The sequence below is a fragment of the Zoogloea sp. JDB1 genome (assembly GCF_056724025.1).
Window position 1 is genome coordinate 1,126,151 of record NZ_CM161496.1, and the last position, 22,780, is coordinate 1,148,930.

The following is a 22,780-nucleotide window of genomic DNA, read 5'->3' on the forward strand; positions in this document are numbered from 1 at the left end:
CCATGCCCCCGACGACCCAAGGCAGCCCTTCCGTGCCCGCCAGCAGCAGCCGTTTCATCACTGTGGACGGAATCCGCATCCATTACCGCGAAGTTGAAGGGGCGGATCAGGCGATTCCCGCCATCTTCACCCATGGCGGCGGGCCCGGCAGTACCGGCTGGAGCAATTTCCGCCTGAGCGCCGCGGCCGTGTCGGCTGGTCGGCGTTGTTACTTCATCGATTTGCCACAGTTCGGCGACTCGGACATGGTGCCGATCGCCGGCCCGGTCTTCTCGTGGCAGGCCGACAAGCTGCGGGGATTCATGGATGCGCTGGGGATCGCCAAGGCGCACCTGATCAACCAGTCCTTCGGCGGTTGCGTGGCCATCCGTCTGGCGGCCGATCATCCGCAGAGCGTCGCCAGCCTCACGCTGATCGGCTCCCAGCCGGTGGCGCATGGCGTGATGTCGCCGCTGCCGCTGTTCAGCAAGCATGCCCGCAACATCATGCATGACTACTTCGTGGCGGATGGCGGGCCGAGCCTGGACAAGATGCGCGCCTTGATCGCCCGCCTCGAATACCACGACGATGAGCGGGTGACCGAGGACAACGTCCGGCTGCGCTACGAGGCCAGCATCCACCCCGGTTTTCGTGCGTTGCTCCAGATGCCCGGTGCCTTTGGCGAGTGGGAGAGCCTGGCGCCCGTCTTTTCTGCGGTGAAGGCTCCGACCCTGATCTTCTGGGGTCTGCACGACTGGTTCGGCGGCATCGACGTGCCCATGTTGATGCTCAACCAGTTTGCCGATGCGCGCCTGCACGTTGTTGGCAATGCCGCCCATCACCTGCAAAGCGAGTGTGCCAAGGAGTTCAACGCCCACCTGCTGGCCTTTCTGGAGGGGCGGTGATGCGCCGGCTGCACTACCAGGAGATCTCCCGGCTGGCTCCGCTGATCCGTGCCCGCAAGCTGTCGCCGGTGGTACTGACCCAGGTGTTCCTCGACCGCATCGAAGCGCTCGATCCCCGGCTGCATGCCTACGCCCGGGTCATGGCCGATGAAGCCCGCGCTGCGGCCCAGGCTGCCGAGGCCCGCATCCTGCGCGGCGACTATCGCGGTCCGCTGGATGGCATTCCTCTGGCCGTCAAGGACCTGTTCTGGACCAAGGGTGTCGTCACGGCGGCAGGGACGACCGTCCATCGGGATTTTGTCCCCGCGGAGGATTCGACGGTGGTGCGTCGCCTGCGCGACGCCGGCGCGATCATCCTCGGCAAGCTGCAGATGACCGAGGGCGCCTTTGCGACCCACCACCCGTCGATTCCCGCCCCGGTCAATCCCTGGGGCGCGGACCACTGGACGGGGGCGTCGTCCAGCGGCTCTGGCGTGGCCACGGCGGCCGGCCTGTGCTGTGCCGCGCTGGGTACCGATACGGGCGGCTCGATCCGCTTTCCCAGCGCCGCCAACGGCCTCACCGGGCTCAAGCCGACCTGGGGGCGGGTCAGCCGGCATGGCACTTTCGAACTCGCCGCGCTGCTCGATCACGTGGGCCCCATGGCGCGCAGCGCCGCCGATGCGCGCATCCTGTTCAACGCCATCGAAGGCCACGATCCCCTTGATCCCACGTCGGACTCGACGGCCCTGCGGGGGCGTTCCCGCTCCGTTGCCCTCAAGGGACTGACCATCGGGCTCGACCCCTACTGGAACTCCGATGGCACCGACGATGCGACCCAGCGTGCGCTGGAGAACGTCCTCGCGACTCTGCGTAGCCTGGGGGCCAAGGTGCAGGAGGTGCGCTTTCCCGATGCCTGGCACATCGCCGGTCAATGGGAAGCCCAATGTGGCGTCCAGACGGCCGTTGCCCACGCCGACACCTATCCCGCCCGAGCGGCGGAGTACGGCCCGGCGCTGAGCCGGTTGATCGACGTGGGGCGCAGCCTCGGTGGCTCCGCGTATCAGCGCCTGTTGCTGTCTGCGGCAGCCTTCACCGGCCGCGTCAATGCGCTGCTGGAGAGTATCGATCTGCTGCTGGTGCCAGTGCAGCCCATTGCGGCACCGACCCACGAGCAACTGGGCGCGTTGGCTGCCGACCCCGAGGCCAATCAGCGGCTCATCCAGTTCACCGCGCCTTTCAATATTTCCGGACATCCCTCCCTGAGTCTGCCCTGCGGGTTGACCGCCGACGGGCTGCCGATCGGCTTCCAGTTCGTTGCCCGCAAGGGCGGGGAGCAGACCCTGCTGGGGGCCGGTGTGGCCCTGCAGCGGGCTACTGACTGGCACCGGGCCCATCCGGCTTGCTGATCCAACCCAACTTCACAGAGAACCCAAGAAGGATGCATCCCATGTCCCAGATTTCCCCGACTCCCGCCGATATCGACGTGCTGACCCTTGCCGAGACGCTGCGGCTCCTCGACAGCGGTCGCCTGAGCAGCGAGGCCCTGGTAAAGGCTTATCTCGAGCGCGCCCGCGCCCATGGCGACCTCAACATCTTCATCACGCTGGACGAAGAGGGGGCGCTAAAGGCGGCGCGCGCCGTGGATGCCGCCCGCCGCGCCGGACAGCCGCTTGGCCCCCTGGCTGGCATTCCTGTGGTGGTCAAGGACAACATCCACGTCGCCGGCATGCCCTCAACCGCCGGCACGCCGGCGCTTGCCAGCTTCGTTCCTGCCGAAGATGCGCCGGTGGTGCGCCGCTTGCGGGAGGCGGGCGCCATCATGCTGGGCAAGACCAACATGCATGAACTGGCCTTTGGCGCCACGGGCTACAACGCCGCGTATCACGTGCCGGGCGTGGTCGGTGTGCGCAACCCCTACGATTCGTCCCGGATTGCCGGCGGCTCCTCGTCGGGCAGCGCGGCGGCCCTCGGTGCCCGCATGGCGCCCGCCGCCCTCGGTACGGATACCGGTGGCTCGATGCGCATTCCGCCGGCACTCAACGGTTGCAGCTCCCTGCGTCCCAGCGCCAGCCGTTACCCGTCCCAGGGGATTGCGCCGATTGCCAGCAGCCGTGACACCGCCGGGCCCATGGCCTTGTGCATGGCCGACGTGGCCCTGCTGGATGGATTGATCACCGGCGAGCAGGCTTTGCCGCCGGTGCAGCTCAAGACCTTGCGTCTAGGGGTAGTGCCCGATTTCTGGGCCAACATGGACGATGAAGTGGCGCCCATCATGGCCAGCGTGCGACTCAAGCTTGAGAACGTGGGGGTCACCTTTGTCGAAGTGGACGACAGGGAGATCATGGCCCTCAACAATGCCGTGGGTTTCCCGGTGGTGTTCCATGAGGCGTATCAGGACATGGTGGCCTACCTGGCTACCCAGGGGCCCGGCATCTCCATCGAAGCGCTGCGCGCCGGCATTGCCAGCCCGGACGTGGCCGGCATCTACGACACCTTCGTGCTGCCCCGCAAGGCGCTGGACGCCGAGGGCAATATTGTCGATTCGGCGCCTCTCTACGAGCAGGCCCAGCGTATCGGTCGCCCCGCGCTGCGCGCTCACTACCAGGCGCTCTTCGAACGCCATTGTCTGGACGCCTTCGCTTTTCCCACTACGCCGATCGTGGCGCCGCTGGCCCGCCCGGACGTCAGCGAGCCGCAGAACTTCTCCCTGCTGATCCAGAACACCGAACCCTCGGCCAGCGCCGGTCTGCCGGGTATTCAGCTGCCGGTGGGGCTGGGCGCCACGACGGGCCTGCCCGTCGGCCTGGAACTGGATGGCCACGGCGGCGAAGACCGTCGCCTGCTGGCCATCGGCGTCGCCCTCGAAAACGTGCTGGGGCGAATTGCCCCGGCACTCTTGTGATCCCCCGGAGAAAAAAGGAGACCAGCAGTGAGTATTTATCCCGACCTGCAGGACAAGGTTTACATCGTCACCGGCGGCGGCAGCGGCATGGGCCGTGACGCCTGCCTGGCGCTGGCTGCGGAGGGCGCACGCGTCATCCTCGGCAACCGCAACCGGAGTGAAGGCCAGCGCATCGTCGAAGAGATCCGTGCGGCTGGCGGCCAGGCCGTCTTCCAGCCTACCGATGTCTCCCGTGCGGAGGACTGTGCGGCGCTGGTGGAGCGCGCTGTCGGGCATTTTGGCCGGCTGGACGGTGCATTCAACAACGCGGGCCTGCAGCGCGACTTCTGCGATATCCACGAGACTCCCGACGCCGATATTTCGGACGTCATCGACATCAACCTGAAGGGCATGCTGTACATGATGAAGTACGAGGCTGCCGCGATGCTCCGCAGCGGGGGCGGCAGCATCGTAAACAACAGCTCCATCTTCGGCCTCAAGGCCATGCCGCGCCTGGCGTATTACGTTGCCGCCAAGCACGGCATCATCGGCGCCACCCGCGCGGCCGCGCTCGATTACGCCCGGCAGGGCATCCGCGTGAATGCGGTCTGCCCTGGTCCGATCAAGACGGCCAGCTATGACCGCGTCACCGGCGGCGACGACCACATGTACGACGATGGCGTGCCAATGCACCGCATCGGTCAGCCGCGGGAAGTCAGTCATGCCGTGCTGTGGCTGCTGTCGAACCAGTCGTCCTACGTGACCGGTGGTTTCATCCCGGTGGATGGCGGCATGTCGGCCAGTTGATGTCGATTCCCGGTTACACAGACAGAAAAGGAGCGCAATCCATGGGCAAGCGAGTCAAGATGATTTTCCCCGTTCCGATGAGCGAGGCTACCCGGCCGATGGTCGAATCCCAGCTGCCGCCGGAGTTCCGGCGCAGCGACATCGACGTGAGCTTCGTCGGCGCCGGCAGCACGATTACCCTCGCCGACAGTTACTACGACATGGCCATCATGGAGCTGGCCGTGATCCAGGCCGGCATCCAGGCGGAAGAGGAGGGGTTCGACGCGGTGTGCATCAATACCGTCAGCGATTCCGGTCTCGCCGCGCTGCGGGCCCGGCTCACCATTCCCGTCCTTTCTCCGGGGCAGAGTGCTTTCCACGTGGCCGCCATGCTCGGCCACAAGTTCAGCATCGTGACCATGTGGGAGCGCTGGTTCCCGCTTTACCGCAAGACCTTGAAGGAATACGGCCTGGAGTCCCGACTCGCTTCTATGCGCGCCATCGAGGTCCGCCCGGATACGGTGGAATTGCTCACCGGCAAGGAGGACATCGTGTTCGCCCGGCTCGAGGAGGCCGCGCTCAAGGCCATCCACGAGGACGGCGCCGATGCCATCGTCCTCGGCTCCACCACGATGCACCAGTCCCATGCTTACCTGGCTTCCCGCCTGCCGGTGCCAGTGCTGAACCCCGGCGTCGTGGCCTACAAGATGTGCGAGCTGTTCCTCGATCTGGGCCTTGCCCACAGCAAGAAGGCGTTTCCGTCGCCGGAAGCCTTGAAGGATGCGGCTTTCGGCATTTAAGTCTGCCTCCTCGGCGGTTGGCCTGGTTGCGGGGTAACCCGCAACCAGGCTTTTTTCATTGCGGTATAGCCGGGAAGACTGCCGTCAAACCGGCCTCCGCGCAGCGCTCGTCATCCTCGACGCTGCCTCCTGACACGCCGATTGCACCGATCACTTCGCCGTCCACCTCCACTGGAATACCACCGCCGAACACCACCAGCCGGGGGCGCTGGAGGATGTTCTGCTGGATGAGGGGCGAGTAACCGGACAGGGCATCGCTCCACTGGGCGGTGGGCATCCGCGCGCTAGCGGCTGAGTAGGCCTTGTCCATGGCGGTCTGGAGTGAAAACAGGGATGAGTCGGGCATGCGCAGGAAGGCCATCAGTGTGCCGTGGCGGTCCACCACTGCGGCATTCACGTGGATGCCGAGGCGCTCCGCCTCGTCGAGGGCGGCGCTGGCCATGCGCTCTGCGGCATGGCGGCTGATGTTGCGCTGGGTCACGGCCAGCGGCGGGGACGTGTCATTGGCGTGTGTGTGTTCCATTCGATACTCCTGGCGCGGCCTTCTGCCGGGCCGCACTAAAAAGAAAAAGGGGCGTGCCCGCTGACGAGCGACGCCCCTGTGTCACACCGCAGTGCGCTTGCTCAGCGGCCGGCAGCCTGCAGGGTCTGCAGGGAGATGTCGGACTCCTTCACGCCCGGCGGGTTGGTCTTCCAGGACGCGGTATCGATGAGCGACACGGTGGCATGGTTGCGCTGGAAGTCGATGATCGCGCCCGCGCTGGTACGGATGTCCAGGAAACCATCCTCGGCCTTGCCCGGGTAGGAATGCCATTCCATGAACTTCCAGAACTCGCCCTTGCGGTTGTAGGCCTCGCCGTAGTGGATGCGCGGGAACTGGGTGTCGATGTAGAGCACCTTCTTGCTGTAGGGGTGCTCAGCCGGCGTGGTGGCTTCGACTACATATACTTCCCGCGGCTCGAAGCTGTTGTTGTTCATGTTCCAGTACGGCGGCTTGTTTTCGAGCACCGGGTACTTCTTCTCGAAGCTGTCGCCCTTGGCATTCCACAGCGGGTACTTGCTATGCATGACCGCCAGGACATAGCGCTTGCCGAGGAGCTTGTAACCCTTGTACCAGCAGGGGCGGGCGTTGAAGATCTCCAGGTCGTCCTGGAGCTGGTCGGAGGAACCCACCGGGTCCATCCATGCTCCGCCGGAGAGGCGGCGGACGCGGCGGACGGCCGGCACGTAGGCCCAGACGTCATTGACCTTCACGGAGTCGTACTGGATCGTGAAGGTCCCGATACCCTTCATGTCCGACGGCGATTTGAAGTACAGCAGTTGCCGGCCACGTTGGGTGCCGTCGCCCTGGGTAGCCTCGCCGGACAGGCGCCCCTTCATGGCGTAGCGGGTGAATTCGGCGACTGGTTCGGCATGTACGCCTTTCTGCCCGTCGATGAGGACCTGGGTGTAGAGGGGCACGATGGCCACATCGCCCATCAACTGGCCCAGGTGCCAGTTCCAGATCAGCTTTTCGGCCGCCTGGGGATCTTTCATGTCGATATTCGGGAAGGGCTGCCCGGCGCTCCAGCCGTCCACCTGACAGCTTTCGGTATTGATCTTGGTCTTGCCCGCGTTGGCCTCGGAGGCCTTCAGCCACTTCGGATCGAGCTTGACCTTCTGGGATTTGGCAAGGGGCAGCTTCCAGCCGTTGTTGCGGATGCGCCATTCCATCTTTTCGGTCAGCAGACTGGCGATGGTGTGGCCTTCGAAGGTGTCATTCTTGATCTTGTCGAGGTTTTCGGCGGAGATCACGGTGCCCGGCGGTAGCTCGGCGGCATGGCTGCTGCTGAAGGCGAGGACGAGCAGCGCGGTGCAGGCGCTGACGGCGATGGGTTTGCGTAGGGTCATGGTGTTGGCTCCGATAGGGGTCAGAAGAGGTAGGTCAGGCCGGTGTAAAGCTGGTCGCGCCGGTGGAAGTAGCCGAAGAGGCTGGCGCTGTCGCAGACGGCCACGTTGCCGGCCGGGCATTTGCTGAGGTCGCGGTGTTCGTCGTCCCAGAACTTGTCGTACTCCACCTTCCAGCGCCATTGCTTGTTGAGTTCCATCGTCACGGAGGGAACGATGAAGCCGCCGCCGTAGGTCAGGTCGGTCCCCACCACCAGGTTGGGCTTGACCCGGCCGCTGTCGTAGGAGAGGTCGAAGATCGCGGTGAGCAGGAAAGAGTGCTCCTTGGTGAGCTGGCCGGCTCCCACGGCATTGAGCAGGCGCTCGCCCTTGTCATAGTTCATCAGCCATTTGTCGAAGAGCTGGACCGAGAAGAACATAGGCTTTTCCGTGCCCAGCAACGGCTGGGTGGCAGCAATGTTCTTGTCCATGCGCAGCATCCACGCCATCAGGTCCTTGCGCTTGATGCCGTCGAAGCCCGGCGCTACCGCCTGCGACAGCGGGCCTGCCAGCGGGCCGTTCTGGAACTGGTAGGGCGCGTCCTTGATGAACGCCACTTCGGTGCTGAATACCGCGTCGGCCCAGGCGGCATACCCGCTGGCGGTGGCGCCATACACGTCCACGGTGGGATAGATCAGGTCGCCGGCAACGCCCAGGCTGTTGGCGCGACCCAGTGTCGTAGCCCCTGATGGCGTGTCCGGCAGGCCAAACAGCTTGAGCGTGCTGGCGGCGTTGAGCATGGGGCTGGGCCAGAAGGTCTTGAGGTAGGACACCGAGTAGTTGACGTCATGGGTCAGGCCCGTCCAGCGGATACCGCCGGTGACTTCCCGGGCATTGCCCTTGGGATTGCGGAAGTCGTAGGGGTCGATGTTGCGGAAATCCACGCCGACTACCGATTGGCTGGACCAGCGGCCGCCGTACACATCCAGTTCGGTGCCGATGTCCGATTTGCGGTCCCAGCCCGGGCGCACGAACATTTCGATGCCGCCGTCCAGCTCGGGCACGTCCACGTTCAGCTTGGCGATGAGGTTGGCCTTGCGCAGTTCTTCGTTGGAGGGCTCGAGGAAGGAGCGCCACGTGTAGTCGAAGCCATGCACGAGGTCGTTGGCAGCGAAGAAGTCCGTCTCGCCCCATACGACCTGTTGTTTGCCGAGGCGCAGACGCCCCCGTTCGCCAACCGGAAAATCCACGTACATCTCGCGGATCACGTCGCCGATGTCGTTCTTGTTGTAGAGGGCCATGATGTCGCCGCGGCCGCTGGCGTCGCCGTAGTTGTAGGCGCCCATCTTTTCCAGATGGTCCAGGAAGGAGGTCTTGGCCTCTCCGACGGCGCGCAGCTTGGTCACCACCGATACGTCCCGGACCGGCGTCCAGTCGATGTTCAGGCGGGCCGTGGTGCGGGCCATCGACAGCTTGCCGCGGTCGTTGTAGTTCGGCGTGTCCTTCCAGTCCGCCGTGTTCCAGGAAAACTCCTGTCTCAAGAAGCCGTCGAGCTTCACGTCACCCGGTTCTCCGGCGCTTGCAGCCTGGGCGGCGGTAAGCGCCACCGCAAGGGCCACGCTCTTGGGCCTGCACGCAAACCGCTGGCTGCGCATGTTTCCATTTGCCATTTACTTCTCCTGGATTGCTGGGGGGTTGTGCCGGTTCTCCGGCGGATTGAAGACAATGGGAGTCGGCTGGCGGGCAGAGCGCCCGCCAGCGCATAAGGCTCAGTGCGCCTGGGGCTGGATCCCGGCCAGAACCGACCGGTCCTTGCGCCCGAAGATGAAGTCGGGGCGGAACACGTAGATGACGGAAGGCATCACGAACAGCGCGGACATGGCCGAGATTCCCAGCCAGATCGCCATCAGAAGGCCCATTTCGGCCTGGAATCGCAGGGAAGAAGCCCACCACAGCAGGGTGCTGAGGATCAGCACGCTGGCGGTCACCAGCACGCCCATGCCGGCTGAGTGGAGGGCGGTGCGGATGGCGTTTTCCGGGGAGCTGCCGATCGCGATTTCTTCCTTGATGCGATCTGCAATGTAGAACGCGTAATCCACGCCAAGACCGATGCCGAGGGCGGCTACCGGCACCGTGTTGATGCTCATCCCGATACCCTTCCAGGCCATGAAGGCGAAGGTCAGGGTGTTGGAGATGATCACCGGCAGCATGAAAAGCATCCCGGCCACGGTCGAGCGATAGACGACGGTGCAGATGATCATCAAGACAAGCAGGGCCAGCGCGACGCCTTCTATCTGGCTGGCGAGGATCACTTCGTTCATTGCTGCCGTAATGCCGATCAGGCCGCCGGCAAGTTGCCATTCGCCGGTTTGAAGCGGGTTCTTGGCCACGAACTCCTTGATGCGGGCCATCGCCGTGCGGATCGTTTCGCCCTGGCGGTCGCGGAACATCAGGGTGACGGAGCCGTTGGCTGCGGGGCCGTCCACGAAGCGGTCCATGTCGCCCGGTTCGGAAACCGACTCCAGAATCGCCATCAGGCTGCCATTGATGGTTGCGGTGGCGCCCAGTTCCTCGTAGCGGGGGTTGCCCTCCCGCAGGGTACGGTTGAGCACGGGGACCACGTCGGCGATGGAAATCGAGCCACCGATTTCGGGTTGCACCTCCATGAAGCGCTGGAAGCGGTTCATGGCCTGCAGGACTTCATTGCTCTTGACGAGCCCATCCTTGCCATCCTGGCCCACGACCACGAACATGCGGTCCACCCCGTCGAAGCGGTTGTTGATGGCGGTGGAGTCCTGGTTGTAAACGGCGTCCGGCCACAGGATGGGCGAGCCCGGGTTGGCGTCGCCGACCTTGAGTTTGAAGGCGTAGAAGCCGGACCCGAGCAGTACCAGCAGGCTGCAGGCGATGACCACGTAGCGGAAGCGGGAAAGCGCCATCCACAGACCGAAATCCAGCACCTTGCGCAGCAGTGGCGCCAGATCCAGGCCGTGGGCTGTGCCTTGGGGCTTGCGGATCCAGGACAGCAGCACAGGAGTCAGGATCACCGCGCTGATGGTCAGGGTCATCACCCACACCACGGACAACAGGGTGAGTTTCTGCAGCATCGGAATCGGGCTCAGCGCGACCACGGCCATGCAGGCCGCGTCGGCAATTACGCCGACCATGCCCGGTCGGAAGAGGTTGACCAGCGCGACATAGGCCGCCTGACGGGAGGTTTCGCTGCCGTCGGCGATGTGCTCCAGTTCGTCATCGAAGCGATTGACGATCTGAACCGAGTGGGACACCGCCCGCGAGGTGATCAGCATCGCCACCACGATGACCAGGGGTTCGAAGTGGATGCCCAGCAGGTTGCAGATGCCCAGTGCCCAGATGGCGCTGACCGCGCCGGCCAGCAAGGGCAGGAAAACGCCACGCCAGGTGCGCAGCAGCAGGAACAGCATGGTCAGGGTCAGTGCGAGCGCAATGGCGACCAGCTCGAGGGTCTCCGGTAGGTAATGCTCGACCCAGCCGTACAGGATGGGCGCCCCCACCACGCGCACATGAACCCGATCGTTTTCGACCTTCTTCACCAAGGCGCCAATTTCCTCGAAGACCTTGGAGTAGTTCACCTCCCGATCGATGAAGTCCACCGTGATCAGCGTGGCCTGCAGGTCTTTGGACACATAGGGGCCATACACCAGCGGGTTACGCAGGACCGCCTGCCGCAGGCTGGTCATTTCTTCCGTGTTGGCCGGCAGGTTGGGCCACATCAGCGGGCGGGTTTCGATGCCGTCCGTCGACGCCCGCACTTCCTTGAGCTTCTTCGATGCAAGGGAGGTGATCTGGAAGGGATTGACCGCCGAGACTTCGCGCAGGCCGAGGGTCAGCGCGCGGACCTTCTCCAGTACTTCCATGTCGAAGATGTCGCCCTTGTCCACCTCGAGCATGATCGTGACCATGTTCGAGCCGCCAAAGGTGTCCTTGAACTTCTGGTGAGTCTTTACGTATTCGTGACGGGACGGAAGCATGTCCTCGAACACGGTGCGCACTTCGATACGCAGGGCAAACCAGCTGAGCACAAGGGTCAGGCAGGCAATGACGCCTGCAATCAAGGCTCGCCGGCGCATGCAGAATGCGGCGATTTTTTCGATCATGATTTTGGATCCCGAACAGTGATGAATCGTGGGAAGGAGAGTGCGAATGAGCGGGAATGGCCCGTTTTAGCGGCCTAGCGCGTGCCAGCGGGTGCCGTCCCAGCGGCCGACGTTGGCGCCCGTCAGCCAGACTTCCTTGCCCATGGGCAGGATGCGGGTGTGCCAGGCCAGGTCCCGCTCATCCAGTTGGCCGCTTTGCCAGTCGCCGGCGCCGGGGTCGGCCTTTATCCAGGTGCCCAGGGCGCCGACGCCCAGCCAGCGTTGGTTGGCGTCATCCCAGGCCACGTCGAACAGGTGGGCGTGGCTGTCCAGCTTTTCCTGGCGCCACGTCCGGCCACCGTCGTGGGTGGTGAGCACCACGCCTTCGAGGCCGACAGCGACGCCGTCTGTGGGGCTGCGGAAGGCGACGGCCATCAGGGAGCTCTGCACCGGGACTTCCGGGGTCTGCCAGGTACTACCGCCATCCGGACTGACGAGAATCCGGCCGAACTCGCCAGCCACCACGAGGCTGCCGTTCGGTAGCAAGGTGGCGTCGTTCCAGGCCACGTCTTCCTCGTTGCGCAGGCGGGTCCAGGTCGCTCCGAAATCCGCGGTATAGAGAAGAGCACCCATTTCGCCGGTGGCCACGGCCTTGCCGCCGGCGGCTACACGTACTCGGGTGAGTTTGTTGGCCACTGCTGAATGGGGGACGTCATTGACTTTTCTCCAGTGCGCGCCGCCATCGGAAGTAATGAGCACAACCCCTTCATTGCCTACGGCGACGCCATGGGTTTCATCCCAGACTGCGATGTCCTGCAGCGTCTGGTCGGTGGCCGGGATCAGAGACTTGGCATGCCCCTGATCATCGATCGCCACGATCTTGCCGCCGGAGCCGGCGACCCAGATGCCTTTACCAGGGGCGGGGGATATTCCGTAGAAATGGTCACGGCGCTCCAGAACGGGCGGTTGTACGGTGCCGCCTACGGGTTGGGGCTTGATGAACAGTCCTGCCCACAGCAGGCCGCTGATGATCAGCCACGGCACGCCTGAAACCGTGACTTTCACAATCTTGCGTCGTAGGCGATTGCGTGGAATTTCAGCGCTTGCGAGCTCTGGCTCGACGGCAGAGGAAATGCGATCCATAGGTCGTGATATCCAGTTAGGTGAAGGAAACCCGTGAATTCGGGCCACCAGAACATGGCGTCAATCTAAGGATCGGGAGAGGGGGGCGACTATCCGGCTAGTGCAGGAACTGTCCACTGGACGCAGGGGATTTTTTCAGGCTTGGGAAGAGATGTTTAATTCAAGCAGTGATTTTGCTTTTGGAATAATGTTAATTGGATCTTCTGAGTAGCTTTGGCGTCCTTCGAGGATTCAAAAGAGATGCCAGCCATCTTTGCAGAAGGATGGCCGGCGTCCTTTTTTTGGGGGGCGTCAAATTTTCCGGTATCCGCTTATTGGGCAAGCTCTTGGCCAGAAAGGGAACCAAAACCTGCAACCCATTCTGGAATGGCGCGGTAATAGTTCTGCTGTCCAGACCAATTGCCATTTGAAGCAGAATCAATTGCCGCCGCTGCGGCAACCCAGGCACGTACTTCATGTGCCGAGGCCCCTGCTTCCGCTGTGATCTGGGCATTGCCATATGCATCGATGGCTGGCCAGTCCTGTTGGCAAAGTCGTCCCATGAATGTCTGATCCCACTCTGGATTCAGCGGGTGCAAGTCGCTGCCACCGGCAGAGAAGCTGCGTGCCGCATCGATCGTGCGTTGCTGTCGGGCGGCCCGTGCGGCAGGGGTTGGGTTCCGTCCTGCAATGAGGCGTTCAATGACTTCAGGGGCCGTTGCCGTCGCGATCCTGGGGATCGGTGGATTGTGGGACAAGCCTCCCGATGCCAGAAAAAGCGTGCGGTGGTTCTGGCTGCGAGCGAAATTCCCGATCGCGATGCCCAATTGGCGCACCCGGCGGAATGTTGCCAGTGGCGGAGCAACTGCATTCAGCATGATGGGAATCACCGGGTAGCGATTGAGCCCTCCGGTCAATTCGATCAGGCTTTGCGTGAATCCGTGGTCGACCTGCATCCGATATGAGAAGGCCAGATCGATCCCGGATTCGATCACGCTTTCGGCGCAGGCTTCCGCCAGTGCTTGGGGAACGTGCAGCGCGCCAACCGGCGTTGCATAGTCGCCAACCGAGCTTGCCTCCATGCCGATACAAAACTGTGGCATCAGATCAAGAAAGAAGCCATTGAAGTGGTCTGGCGCAAACAGATAGATGATCTCCGGATTGAATGCCTCAATCTCCTTACGTACGGTGCTGATGCAGTTGGCTACCTCCGTCACGATGTCAGTCGCAGGATCCAGATAGCCTTTCAGGGGCGTGTGCGACATGCACTGAAGCATTGTTTTCATGGCTGTTCCTTGCCGGGGCGTTTTGCCCCGATCAGCACGAAGAACATGCGCGCGGGGCGAGTGCTGCGATTTCTCCATGCGTGGCGGGTGCCGACCTGAACCACTACATCTCCTTGCCGGAGCGACCTCTCTCGCCCATTACCGAGGTCGAGCACGATTTCGCCCTCGATGACCACGCCGTAATCGATCGTAGTGGTCGCGTGGTATCCCGAACCGTCGGGTTCAAAACTCTCGGCAAGACCTGGCAATCGTTCGCCAAACTCCTTCGCGGCTTTTTGGGGATTGAAGTCCGGGCCCATGACCTGATCGTCGGGTGGGAAAGTGACCATCAAGGCACTTGTGCCACCGCATTCCGGCAGGACTGAGCGCAATACTGAGGTTTCATCCCGTGGTGTCGGCTCGATTACCGGGGCTGGTGACGTGTGCCATATGCACGCAGCCGAGAAGCCTGGTGTGTGCTCGAAAGGGCCTGAGTTGTGTGGCGTGCCGATGATCTGGAGATCGGCCTGCCCGGACGGATCGTGTCCGGTGACGATACGAGTAAGGGTCATGGCATTGGACTAATAGGCAATGTGGAAATTCGTGAAGCCGTTGCCGTGCCGCTCGATGTCTTCCAGGGCCTCGTTGATCTTTTCGAGGCTGTAAGGCCTGGGCTCGAGGATGCCCAGATCCACGGTCCCCGCGGCAATCATGGCGGCCATCTCGTCGCCTTCGGCGGGCGTGAACCAGAGGGAACCGATGTACTGCAACTGCGCGCACATGAAAGGATGGGGGTCAATGGGAATCGGCCCGGCCACGCCGCCAATCTGCACGATGCGTCCCCCACGGGTGACGGCCTGCATTGCATCGATCGAGAGATCCACCGAGGCTTTCGCGCCGAGTGCGTCGAGCATGACGTCGACCCCGTCCTTGATCCGTGTGCGCACCTGCTCATGAATAGGTCCATCGCTCCAGCAGATCGGGATCACCCGCAGTGGATCCAATTGCACCAGGCGTTTGAGTGCGGCGGGATCCCGGCCCGCGACAATGACGCGGCCGGCACCGAAGGCCAATGACAACAGCGCTGCTCCGACGCCGAGCGTTCCCGTTGCACCGAGAATGAGAATGTCCTGTCCCGGACGCAGGTCCGCCTTGCGAATGGCTGAGTAGGCTGTCCCCAGGTAGCCAAGGCGTGCCCCGTGCTCGATCCGCATGGTTTCCGGAAGGCGGACCAGATTGGCCGCGGGCGCCACGGTGTATTCGCCATATCCCGCATAGGGGTACTTCCTGAAAACGGATTGGGAGTCTTTCCCAAATCCGAAGTAACCCATGAACGTGTAGCTCTCACAGCGCGTGGGCTCGCCCTGCTTGCAGTGGCGGCATTCCCCACAGCCAACCCCGGGATTGACGTACACCCGGTCACCAGGCTTGAAGGAACCAACTCCTTCGCCAACGGCAGCCACAGTTCCAGCCGCATCCAGGCCGAATATCGCCGGCAGTGCTGGCAGTGGCAGGAAGGGGTACCAGGTCGGAAAATGGGTGACCACGTTCCGAAGGTTGGGGATGATTCCGCATGATGCAACTTTAATCAGAACATCGTGCTGTCCTGGCATCGGCACAGGGACTTCGTCGATTTGGAATTTTCCGCCAATTTCATGCAGACGAGCGGCTTTCATCATTCGCACTGATTGTCTCCTTTTATTTCCTGGTGGCCGGGATCGAGCGGGATCTCGGTGAGGGCGGACATGAAGTTATTGGGGTATTCCTTGTTGCGCACTCCACGTAATGCCCGGCTTATCCTCCCAACGCATGAATGAGAATGAGTTGTCTGCTGTGGATTTGCTTGTGGCTTGAAGTCCGCATCGAATGCCAGAAATGATGCGTCCGGTTCTATCTCGTAGAACCCTGCGCTACCGGGATAGGCGCTTCGCTCCCCGGATATGATCCATGAAGTATCAAGGGCTTAGACTCCATTGTGTGATCACATCGAGGAGGCATTCACATGATTCAATCCATCCCGGCCCTGACTGATGAGCAAACGAGCCGCTTCATGCAGATCAGTCTCAATGGGGATCCGTACCGGGTGCATTTCAATGACACAGGCGGCGACGGGCCGGTGGTGGTGATGCTTCACGGCTCGGGCCCGGGAGCAACTGGTTGGGCCAATTTCCACCGGAATATAGAAGCTGTCTCCCGTGCGGGTTATCGGGTCGTTCTGATGGATTGTCTAGGCTGGGGAAAAAGCGATCCGATTGTTTCGACTGGCTCTCGCTCTCAACTCAATGCGGATACCCTGTGTGCGCTGTTGGACGGTCTGCAGATTGCGTCCGCGCATTTGATCGGAAACTCGATGGGGGCACACAGTGCGGTGGCCTTCGCCCTCGCATTTCCGCAACGGGTCAATAAACTGATTTTGATGGGGGGCGGAACCGGAGGTGCCAGTCTGCTCGTCCCCATGCCTACGGAAGGTATCCGTTGCCTGAATGCGCTTTATCGGGAACCGACGATCGACAACCTGAAGCGGATGATGGACATCTTCGTCTATGACCCAGGCAGTTTGACTGAAGAACTCCTCCGCTCACGCCTGGCCAACATGCTCGGGAACCGGGTGCATCTCAGCAACTTCGTGGCCAGTCTCCAGGCCAATCCGAGACAGTTTCCGGATCAGGGGGGCCGGCTTAATGAAATCATCGCGCCAACATTGATCGTCTGGGGCAGGGAGGATCGGTTCGTCCCCTTGGACCTTGGTCTGCGCTTGATGGCGGGGATCCAGAAAGCCGAAATGCACATCTTCAACGGCTGTGGTCATTGGGCGCAGTGGGAACACGCAAGCAAGTTCAATGGCTTGGCATTATCGTTTCTAGCGCCGAGTTGAGCTTGAGCAAGGTCTGCACGACCGCAGCATTGCTCATCCGGGCTTGAGCCAGATCGGCCGCAGGGCAACAAAAAGGGACTGCCCAGCACTCTGAGCAGTCCCATCTCTCACTCCAGCCGCAGGAAGGCACCTTGTCTGTTGTTGTCCTGATGCTCGTCCTGCGCTCCTCCGTATCGCGCGGGACTCTAACATAAATCTTGTTTTTCGTACGGGATAACCCGTACTCAATGAGTCAAAAGCAAAAAAACCCAGGCGCCTTGGGGCCTGGGCTTAATTCCACACCAAAGGAGGAGGGTGGAGGAGACAGGGGAAAGAGTAACGTCAGTTTGTTGGTGACTGATTTGATTGTGTTTATTCATTGATAAATTTAATTATCAAAGATGTGTGACTTTCAGTGGGAAGGCATTGTTGGGATGGCGCGGCTGGCCCTGTCGGCGGGGCGTCGGCAGTTTGTAGGCGAGGGCTTGACCAGTTTGCTCTTTGCCTTCGTAATCGATGTATTGGCCTGCAATATCACAGGCTGAGGCCGTTCCTGCAGAACCCTTGGCCACGGAATTGGAGGGCGAAAAGCCTTTTCGCAGGGAGGGGGAGGTTGTATGCCAAGCGTAGGCCGAATTTGGTCCAAGGATGAGCCAAATAACGAGAAAGAGGCGAAGCGTTCGGCGAGTTTGTCGTAACGCGTGGCGACGCGGCGAAATTGTTTGATACGGCAGAAAAAGCGCTCGATCAAGTTGCGATTCTTATATTGATGACGATCGAAATGGCGCTGGATACGGTGACGGCTGCGCGGCGGGATGACGGTCCCGCTCACTCGGCAAGCCGCGCAGCACTGCAGTCTGAAGAGGTGTGAGCGCCTGTAGGTTGTGCAGAATCTCGGCCGAAGCCACGGTCTATGAAGGCTACTTCGCCCTGCTACACGCCCCACGTGACTGGAACTTGGTCCTTCAACGAGCGTTCCAGTAATTCAAGCAGAGGTGCGGCATGCTGGTGGAAGCTGACGGCATCGCCGCCCTCGTCACTACCTTCGTCGGCTGTCGATAGCGGCATCTTGCTGCCTTTTGCTGCGCAGACAGTTACGTCTTCGTCAATGGCCTGACGCAGTTGCCTGATTGCGGCGGGCAGCTGTTCCACGGTCACGATGCCCTGCCCGTCGTTACTGTCCTTGCCGAGTACGTCGAGCATCTGCCGCGCGTCCTTCTCGAAGGTGATGAGATCGCTGCAGGCGGCGGATTTGAAGATGATCAGCATGGCGTGGCTCCTCCATTCGGCAACGGCTCATTGTGACCGCAGCCCATGGATACCATCCGTTCGTTAGCGCACATGGAGCCCCCGGCGCGCTTGCTCGAAATCACATTCATTCCAACTTTGTACGTTTGCGTACCGACACGCTGATGCTGCGGTAGGACGATTTGCCGAGGTGTCGTCATGGGTGTCGCTCCGCCGTTCGCCCATGCGTTCCATCGTTCCATCCCTATGAGGAGACATGATGACTACTGAAACCACCGCAACTCCGGGTACCGACTCCAGCATCCGTGATGTGCTCGACAAGGCTCAAGCCTGCTATGACGGCACCCGGGACCGACTTTCAAACCACGCTCACCGTGCTGTCGATGCTACCCAGAGTTACGTCAAGGAGAATCCCTGGCAGGTATTGGGCGGCGCGGCCGTCGCCGGCTTCCTGATCGGTTTTCTGCTCAGTCGCCGCTGATCTGCGGCTTCGGTCGGCAATCCTGCCGTCCGTTTTATGAACATGAGGAGTCGAAAATGAACTGGGATATCGTTGAGGGCAATTGGAAGCAGTTCAAGGGTAAGGTCAAGGCGCAGTGGGGCAAGCTCACCGACGACCATTTGGATGTGATCTCCGGCAAGCGCGACGAGCTGGTGGGCAAGGTCCAGGAGACCTACGGCGTCACGAAGGATGAGGCCGAGGCGCAGATCAAGCGCTTTGAGGAGCTCAACAAGGATGCCACGCCGAAAAGCCCGTCCTGATCCTGCTGTTGCCGTCGCCATGACCACGCAGCCAGCCGTCGCTTCGGGGGGCGATTTAGGGGGCATCGTCGAGGCCATCCCGTTGGGTGTTCTGGTCACCGATGCCGAAGGGTTGTGTGTCCATGCCAATCCCGCCTGTCGACGGATCTTCGGGGAGGCGCAGTTGCTGGGCCGCGATTGGCGCAGCTTCATCTGTCCGGAGGATCAGACGCGCGTTCTGGCTGAATGGCGGGCGGCTGCCGAAGAGCACCAGCCTTTCCGGGTGGAGGCTCGCCTGCTGTGTGCCGACGGCAGCCTGGCGTGGATACGTCTGAACGCGGCCAGGCATGGCGTGGGGCCGCCGTTTGGACATGTGCTGACGGTGGAGGACATCGCGGATCGCAAGTCTGCCGACAGCGTGCTGAGGGTGGCGGAGGAAGCGTTGTTTGCCGAGAAGGAGCGGGCCCAGGTGACTCTCAATTCCATCGGTGACGCGGTGCTCACGACCGACATCCCGGGCAACGTCACCTACATGAACCTGGTGGCGGAGAGGATGACCGGGTGGTCGCGGGAGGAGGCCATCGGGAGACCGCTGGCCGAAGTGTTCCACATCGTCGACGGCAGCAGCGGAGAAATAGCGGCCAACCCGGCCCACCTGGCCATGCACGAGGATCGCACGGTCGGGCTGGCGGCGGACTGCATGCTGGTGCGGCGGGATGGTGCGGAGGCGTCCATCGAGGATTCGGCGGCACCCATCCACAACCGGGACGGCCAGGTGGTGGGCGCCGTACTCGTCTTTCACGACGTCAGCGAATCTCGCGCCATGGCGATCAAGATGTTCCATCTGGCTCACCACGATTTTCTGACCGGCCTGCCCAACCGGGCCCTGCTGACGGAGCGCCTGGCCCAGGCCATCGGGCTGGCCCGGCGCCGGCACAAGCAGGTGGGGCTGCTGTTTCTGGACCTGGATTACTTCAAGCACATCAACGATTCCCTTGGGCACGCGGTCGGTGATCAGCTGCTGAAATCGGTGGCGGAGCGCCTGATGACCTGCGTGCGCATCACCGATACGGTTTGTCGGCAAGGGGGCGACGAGTTCGTCATCCTGCTGTCGGAGATTGAGCACCTCCAGGACGCCACCCGGGTTGCCGACAAGCTGCTCCAGGTTTTTTCCCAGCCGCAGCTGATCGACGGGCATGAACTCCACGTGACCTTGAGCATCGGCATCAGTGTCTTTCCCGATGATGGCGACAATCCGGAAAGCGTGATGCAGAACGCCGACACGGCCATGTACCACGCCAAGGCCAGCGGCCGGAACAACTGGCAGCTGTTCCGCGGAGACATGAACACCCGCGCCGTGCAGCGTCAGTTCATCGAAAGCAGCCTACGCCGTGCATTGCGGCAGGATGAGTTCGTGCTCCATTACCAGCCGCAGATCGACCTGATGTCGGGGGGGCTGACCGGTGCCGAAGCCTTGATCCGCTGGCAGGACCCGAAGCAGGGCCTCGTCCAGCCGGCACAGTTCGTGCCCATCGCGGAGGAGTCGGGCTTGATCGTGCCGATCGGGCGCTGGGTCATGCGGGAGGCGTGCCGGCAACTGAGGGTCTGGCAGGACGCCGGTTTGAGGACCGTTCCGATTTCGGTGAACATCTCGGCGATGGAGTTCCGTCACAAGGGTTTTCTGGAGGGCGTGGCCCTGATCCTTGCAGACACCGGCCTGGCGCCGCAGCTGCTCGAACTGGAGCTGACGGAGAGCATTCTGATGCATGACGCCGAAGCGTCGGCAGTGGTCCTCATTGCTCTCAAGGCCATGGGCATGCACCTGGCCATCGACGATTTCGGGACCGGCTATTCAAGCCTCAGTTACCTGAAGCGTTTCCCCATCGACACCCTCAAGATCGACCAGTCCTTCATCCGAGATGTCGCCACCAACGCGGACGACGCCACCATTGTCAGCGCGATGATCGGCATGGGGCGTAACCTCAAGCAGCGGGTCGTCGCCGAAGGGGTGGAAACCCTTGAACAGCTGGCCTTTCTGCGCGCCCAGCATTGCCACGAAGGGCAGGGTTTCCAGTTCAGCCATCCCCTGGGTGCCGTGGATTTCGGGGCTTTGTTGGCGAATGGAAAGCACCCGTTGAGTCCGCCGGTTGCTTAAGATCTGGGCCCCGCTGCCCGGCGTCGGCGGGCAAAGCGGGAGGCCACGGCTCGATCAACGGGAAGAAATATTGCCGCTTTCATCCGACAGGATGATCTCGACGCGCCGGTTCATCTGGCGACCGCTGGCGCTGTCATTGCCTGCCACCGGGTAGCCCTTGCCATAGCCCCGGGTGCTGAGGCGCTCACTGCCGATCCCCATGCTCACCAGCGCGTTCATGACGGAATCCGCGCGCCGCTCCGACAGCGCCTGATTATGGCTGTCGTTGCCGGAGCTGTCGGTGAACCCTTCTATCATCGCCTTGCGTTGTGGATTGTCTTTGAGAAAGGCGACGAGTTTTTCCATATTGCGCATGCCGCCGGCCTTGAGCTCGGCACGGTCGGTGTCAAACAGCACATCACCGATGGTGATCACGATGCCGCGGGGCGTTTGCTTGGCGTTGAGGGCCTGGAGCTGGCTTTCGAGCTGAAGGTTCCGGGCCTGGGCGTCGCGGGTATCCATGCGGGCATCGTCGGCGCTGCGGTGCGCCATGTCGGCCTCGGTGGTGCGGGCGCTCAGGCGTACCTTGTCGCGGGCGCCCTCGGCGTTGTTCACCGTCCGCTCGGCAGCCTTCTGGCTGCCGGCCTCTCGGGCGATGGCAATCCGCTGCTTGGCCAGGTAGGCTAGGTGATCCACCTCGGCAGAATTTTCGCCCCGTGCGGCGGCCTCGTTGGCCAGATTCAAGGCGTCGCTGGCTTGCTTCAGCTCGCCGCTGGCGAGCTCGCTCACCTCGGGGGTGCCCTGGGCCATCTGGTAGTCGCCACGGACTTGTTCCAACAGGGCGTTTCTCGGTGGCGGCGATGAGCAGCTGGCCAGGGTGCCCAGCGCGATGAGGGTCATTACGAAGATCCGGTGTTCGGTCATGGTCGTTCCTTTTGTCCGGGTAATCACTGGTTCTTGCGGTCGAGTTCTTCGCGCAGCACGCGAACCCCTTCCTGCAATTCCTCGGCGGCTTTACGGGCCTTACCGGAGCGGGACTTGGCTTCGGCCAGCTGGGCGTCCACCTGGGCCTCCTGGGCCAGGTTGCGTGCCCTATCGAAGTCTTCCCGCGTCATTGCCGCGTGGGCCTGGTTGAGTTTTTCCCGCGCCATCTGCATCTCGGCGGGGGCCAGCGCAGCAGCGCCAGCGTTGTCGGCCCGGCTGACCGCCGCCGTCGAAACGGCCAGTTGCTCGGTTGGTGCCGGGGTGCTCGCGCAGCCGGCCAGCAGCATCGATGCGCCGAGGATCAGGACCGGCAGAGCTGTTCGCCCCGTGCCGGGGTAGCACTTTGGCCTGCAAAGCGTCTTCATGGTCTGTTCCCTTCATGGAGTTAATCGGGTGATCGGCCTGATCGCAGAGGGTGAGGCTCGTTTCCGCGGGGGATCACACTGACGCAGCATGGGTGGGAAGCAATCGCGGGTCGGTACGCTGGCGTACACGGTGCAGCGACGACGCGCCTATGTTCGGCGCCAGACAGAGCCTCTCCGAGGCCAGGCTTAGGCTTGCGCCATCGGGTGAATGCATCCAGCAAGTCAAACCATCCATACCCGACACCTTCAGGAGCGAACGATGAAAATCAAGCTATCGGGGTTCTGGTTTCGCTTGTGCCGGGTAGGGCTCCGGCGGCCCGTACCGGCCGGGCTGGTCGGTTTGCTGTCCTTGATCTGCGGCGCCCGGGTGCAGGCTGGCGAAGGGAGTCCGCCGCTTATCCGCAGCGCCGTGGTCAGCGCCCCGTCGGAGAGCGTCGGATGGATGAGTGGCGGGGTGGGAGAGGCGGATCGCGACGAGATGCGCAAGTCGGCTGCGGCCTACAATGTGTGGGTGGTGTTCAGCGACCGCAGTGGTCACTATCTGGCGAATATTCCCTTCACCGTGGAGGGGACGGGTGGGCGGCGCAGCTATACCGCCGTCAGCGAAGGGCCGCTGCTTTATCTCAAGCTACCACCAGGAGACTACCGGGTGTCCGCCCGTATCGACGGTGTATGGCAGCGCCAGCGTCTCCAGGTCGATGCGACCGGGCAGCCCGTGCGGATGTCGTTTGTGGCGACAGGCCGGTGATCGAA

The 22,780-nt window shown here is 62.4% G+C and carries 21 protein-coding genes and 1 pseudogene; 10 read left to right on the forward strand and 12 right to left on the reverse strand.

Annotation, left to right across the window (positions count from 1 at the left end; genetic code table 11):
* The first annotated feature begins 2 nt into the window (after positions 1–2).
* From AC1PPK_RS05000 to AC1PPK_RS05020, 5 genes are read left to right on the forward strand one after another with little or no spacing between them, the layout of a single operon-like run.
* On the forward strand, positions 3–884 hold the full coding sequence (locus AC1PPK_RS05000; RefSeq protein ID WP_481116740.1) for an alpha/beta fold hydrolase: 882 nt from the start codon (positions 3–5) through the stop codon (positions 882–884).
* Positions 884–2,272: an amidase gene (locus tag AC1PPK_RS05005; RefSeq protein ID WP_481116741.1), complete on the forward strand. Its 1,389-nt coding sequence runs from the start codon at positions 884–886 to the stop codon at positions 2,270–2,272. Before AC1PPK_RS05000 ends, AC1PPK_RS05005 begins: the two co-directional genes overlap by 1 nt.
* Positions 2,273–2,313: 41 nt before the next feature.
* Positions 2,314–3,768 carry an indoleacetamide hydrolase gene (gene iaaH, locus AC1PPK_RS05010; protein WP_481116742.1) on the forward strand — a complete coding sequence of 485 codons (1,455 nt, stop codon included), beginning with the start codon at positions 2,314–2,316 and terminating at the stop codon, positions 3,766–3,768.
* Between the two features lie 27 nt (positions 3,769–3,795).
* Positions 3,796–4,554 (forward strand): SDR family NAD(P)-dependent oxidoreductase, encoded by a 759-nt coding sequence (locus AC1PPK_RS05015; RefSeq protein ID WP_481116743.1) that lies wholly within the window; start codon positions 3,796–3,798, stop codon positions 4,552–4,554.
* 41 nt (positions 4,555–4,595) lie between these two features.
* Positions 4,596–5,333, forward strand: coding sequence for an aspartate/glutamate racemase family protein (locus tag AC1PPK_RS05020; RefSeq protein WP_481116744.1), 738 nt, complete (start codon positions 4,596–4,598; stop codon positions 5,331–5,333).
* A gap of 55 nt (positions 5,334–5,388) precedes the next feature.
* Here the strand turns inward: AC1PPK_RS05020 and AC1PPK_RS05025 are convergent, their stop codons facing one another.
* The 8 genes from AC1PPK_RS05025 to AC1PPK_RS05060 all read right to left on the reverse strand — a co-directional run bounded on the left by AC1PPK_RS05025 (position 5,389) and on the right by AC1PPK_RS05060 (position 15,380).
* Positions 5,389–5,856, reverse strand: coding sequence for a GlcG/HbpS family heme-binding protein (locus AC1PPK_RS05025; protein WP_481116745.1), 468 nt, complete (start codon positions 5,854–5,856; stop codon positions 5,389–5,391).
* Positions 5,857–5,957: 101 nt separating this feature from the next.
* The gene (locus AC1PPK_RS05030) at positions 5,958–7,223 is read right to left on the reverse strand and encodes a DUF1329 domain-containing protein (RefSeq protein WP_481116746.1); all 1,266 of its coding nucleotides are present in this window, start codon (positions 7,221–7,223) and stop codon (positions 5,958–5,960) included.
* Between the two features lie 20 nt (positions 7,224–7,243).
* Entirely contained in the window at positions 7,244–8,869 is a 1,626-nt protein-coding gene (locus AC1PPK_RS05035; RefSeq protein ID WP_481116747.1) for a DUF1302 family protein, read from the reverse strand.
* A 99-nt stretch (positions 8,870–8,968) separates the two neighbouring features.
* On the reverse strand, positions 8,969–11,335 hold the full coding sequence (locus tag AC1PPK_RS05040) for an efflux RND transporter permease subunit (protein WP_481116748.1): 2,367 nt from the start codon (positions 11,333–11,335) through the stop codon (positions 8,969–8,971).
* Between the two features lie 66 nt (positions 11,336–11,401).
* Entirely contained in the window at positions 11,402–12,379 is a 978-nt protein-coding gene (locus AC1PPK_RS05045) for a WD40/YVTN/BNR-like repeat-containing protein (protein WP_481116749.1), read from the reverse strand.
* Positions 12,380–12,768: 389 nt separating this feature from the next.
* Positions 12,769–13,722 carry a 3-carboxyethylcatechol 2,3-dioxygenase gene (locus tag AC1PPK_RS05050; RefSeq protein WP_481116750.1) on the reverse strand — a complete coding sequence of 318 codons (954 nt, stop codon included), beginning with the start codon at positions 13,720–13,722 and terminating at the stop codon, positions 12,769–12,771.
* A complete protein-coding gene (locus tag AC1PPK_RS05055) occupies positions 13,719–14,273 on the reverse strand; it encodes a cupin domain-containing protein (protein ID WP_481116751.1) in 555 nt (184 codons plus the stop codon). The genes AC1PPK_RS05050 and AC1PPK_RS05055 overlap by 4 nt, the downstream gene beginning before the upstream one ends.
* Positions 14,274–14,282: 9 nt before the next feature.
* Positions 14,283–15,380 (reverse strand): alcohol dehydrogenase catalytic domain-containing protein, encoded by a 1,098-nt coding sequence (locus AC1PPK_RS05060; RefSeq protein WP_481116752.1) that lies wholly within the window; start codon positions 15,378–15,380, stop codon positions 14,283–14,285.
* 323 nt (positions 15,381–15,703) lie between these two features.
* Between AC1PPK_RS05060 and AC1PPK_RS05065 the strand changes: the two genes are divergently transcribed.
* Positions 15,704–16,576, forward strand: a complete 873-nt coding sequence (locus AC1PPK_RS05065) for an alpha/beta fold hydrolase (protein ID WP_481116753.1) — start codon at positions 15,704–15,706, stop codon at positions 16,574–16,576.
* A gap of 652 nt (positions 16,577–17,228) precedes the next feature.
* Here AC1PPK_RS05065 and AC1PPK_RS05070 read toward each other — a convergent pair.
* Together AC1PPK_RS05070 and AC1PPK_RS05075 are read right to left on the reverse strand one after the other, a co-directional pair.
* Positions 17,229–17,372 (reverse strand): annotated as a pseudogene (locus AC1PPK_RS05070) (IS5/IS1182 family transposase); the annotation flags it as partial.
* 116 nt (positions 17,373–17,488) lie between these two features.
* Positions 17,489–17,824, reverse strand: a complete 336-nt coding sequence (locus AC1PPK_RS05075) for a DUF1840 domain-containing protein (protein WP_481116754.1) — start codon at positions 17,822–17,824, stop codon at positions 17,489–17,491.
* 235 nt (positions 17,825–18,059) lie between these two features.
* On the opposite strand from AC1PPK_RS05075, the gene AC1PPK_RS05080 reads away from it, so the two are divergent.
* Genes AC1PPK_RS05080 through AC1PPK_RS05090 form a run of 3 tightly spaced genes read left to right on the forward strand, consistent with a single transcriptional unit; the run spans position 18,060 to position 20,699 of the window.
* Positions 18,060–18,284: an ElaB/YgaM/YqjD family protein gene (locus AC1PPK_RS05080; RefSeq protein WP_481116755.1), complete on the forward strand. Its 225-nt coding sequence runs from the start codon at positions 18,060–18,062 to the stop codon at positions 18,282–18,284.
* A 56-nt stretch (positions 18,285–18,340) separates the two neighbouring features.
* Positions 18,341–18,565, forward strand: a complete 225-nt coding sequence (locus tag AC1PPK_RS05085; RefSeq protein WP_481116756.1) for a CsbD family protein — start codon at positions 18,341–18,343, stop codon at positions 18,563–18,565.
* 19 nt (positions 18,566–18,584) lie between these two features.
* Positions 18,585–20,699, forward strand: a complete 2,115-nt coding sequence (locus tag AC1PPK_RS05090; RefSeq protein ID WP_481116757.1) for a putative bifunctional diguanylate cyclase/phosphodiesterase — start codon at positions 18,585–18,587, stop codon at positions 20,697–20,699.
* 54 nt (positions 20,700–20,753) lie between these two features.
* Here the strand turns inward: AC1PPK_RS05090 and AC1PPK_RS05095 are convergent, their stop codons facing one another.
* Together AC1PPK_RS05095 and AC1PPK_RS05100 are read right to left on the reverse strand one after the other, a co-directional pair.
* Positions 20,754–21,602 (reverse strand): OmpA family protein, encoded by an 849-nt coding sequence (locus AC1PPK_RS05095; protein ID WP_481116758.1) that lies wholly within the window; start codon positions 21,600–21,602, stop codon positions 20,754–20,756.
* Positions 21,603–21,625: 23 nt separating this feature from the next.
* Entirely contained in the window at positions 21,626–22,027 is a 402-nt protein-coding gene (locus AC1PPK_RS05100; RefSeq protein ID WP_481116759.1) for a DUF4398 domain-containing protein, read from the reverse strand.
* 259 nt (positions 22,028–22,286) lie between these two features.
* Here AC1PPK_RS05100 and AC1PPK_RS05105 point away from each other — a divergent pair, with 259 nt between their 5' ends.
* Positions 22,287–22,775, forward strand: coding sequence for a hypothetical protein (locus AC1PPK_RS05105; RefSeq protein ID WP_481116760.1), 489 nt, complete (start codon positions 22,287–22,289; stop codon positions 22,773–22,775).
* The last annotated feature ends 5 nt before the right edge of the window (positions 22,776–22,780 follow it).

What these genes read in the sequence shown, in the direction of transcription:
- AC1PPK_RS05000 (WP_481116740.1), top strand. Translation starts at nt 3, where the DNA reads ATGCCCCCGACGACCCAAGGCAGCCCTTCCGTGCCCGCCAGCAGCAGC.
- AC1PPK_RS05005 (WP_481116741.1), top strand. Translation starts at nt 884, where the DNA reads ATGCGCCGGCTGCACTACCAGGAGATCTCCCGGCTGGCTCCGCTGATC.
- iaaH (WP_481116742.1), top strand. Translation starts at nt 2,314, where the DNA reads ATGTCCCAGATTTCCCCGACTCCCGCCGATATCGACGTGCTGACCCTT.
- AC1PPK_RS05020 (WP_481116744.1), top strand. Translation starts at nt 4,596, where the DNA reads ATGGGCAAGCGAGTCAAGATGATTTTCCCCGTTCCGATGAGCGAGGCT.
- AC1PPK_RS05025 (WP_481116745.1), bottom strand. Translation starts at nt 5,856, where the DNA reads ATGGAACACACACACGCCAATGACACGTCCCCGCCGCTGGCCGTGACC.
- AC1PPK_RS05030 (WP_481116746.1), bottom strand. Translation starts at nt 7,223, where the DNA reads ATGACCCTACGCAAACCCATCGCCGTCAGCGCCTGCACCGCGCTGCTC.
- AC1PPK_RS05035 (WP_481116747.1), bottom strand. Translation starts at nt 8,869, where the DNA reads ATGGCAAATGGAAACATGCGCAGCCAGCGGTTTGCGTGCAGGCCCAAG.
- AC1PPK_RS05040 (WP_481116748.1), bottom strand. Translation starts at nt 11,335, where the DNA reads ATGATCGAAAAAATCGCCGCATTCTGCATGCGCCGGCGAGCCTTGATT.
- AC1PPK_RS05050 (WP_481116750.1), bottom strand. Translation starts at nt 13,722, where the DNA reads ATGAAAACAATGCTTCAGTGCATGTCGCACACGCCCCTGAAAGGCTAT.
- AC1PPK_RS05055 (WP_481116751.1), bottom strand. Translation starts at nt 14,273, where the DNA reads ATGACCCTTACTCGTATCGTCACCGGACACGATCCGTCCGGGCAGGCC.
- AC1PPK_RS05060 (WP_481116752.1), bottom strand. Translation starts at nt 15,380, where the DNA reads ATGATGAAAGCCGCTCGTCTGCATGAAATTGGCGGAAAATTCCAAATC.
- AC1PPK_RS05065 (WP_481116753.1), top strand. Translation starts at nt 15,704, where the DNA reads ATGATTCAATCCATCCCGGCCCTGACTGATGAGCAAACGAGCCGCTTC.
- AC1PPK_RS05075 (WP_481116754.1), bottom strand. Translation starts at nt 17,824, where the DNA reads ATGCTGATCATCTTCAAATCCGCCGCCTGCAGCGATCTCATCACCTTC.
- AC1PPK_RS05080 (WP_481116755.1), top strand. Translation starts at nt 18,060, where the DNA reads ATGATGACTACTGAAACCACCGCAACTCCGGGTACCGACTCCAGCATC.
- AC1PPK_RS05085 (WP_481116756.1), top strand. Translation starts at nt 18,341, where the DNA reads ATGAACTGGGATATCGTTGAGGGCAATTGGAAGCAGTTCAAGGGTAAG.
- AC1PPK_RS05090 (WP_481116757.1), top strand. Translation starts at nt 18,585, where the DNA reads ATGACCACGCAGCCAGCCGTCGCTTCGGGGGGCGATTTAGGGGGCATC.
- AC1PPK_RS05095 (WP_481116758.1), bottom strand. Translation starts at nt 21,602, where the DNA reads ATGACCGAACACCGGATCTTCGTAATGACCCTCATCGCGCTGGGCACC.
- AC1PPK_RS05100 (WP_481116759.1), bottom strand. Translation starts at nt 22,027, where the DNA reads ATGAAGACGCTTTGCAGGCCAAAGTGCTACCCCGGCACGGGGCGAACA.
- AC1PPK_RS05105 (WP_481116760.1), top strand. Translation starts at nt 22,287, where the DNA reads ATGAAAATCAAGCTATCGGGGTTCTGGTTTCGCTTGTGCCGGGTAGGG.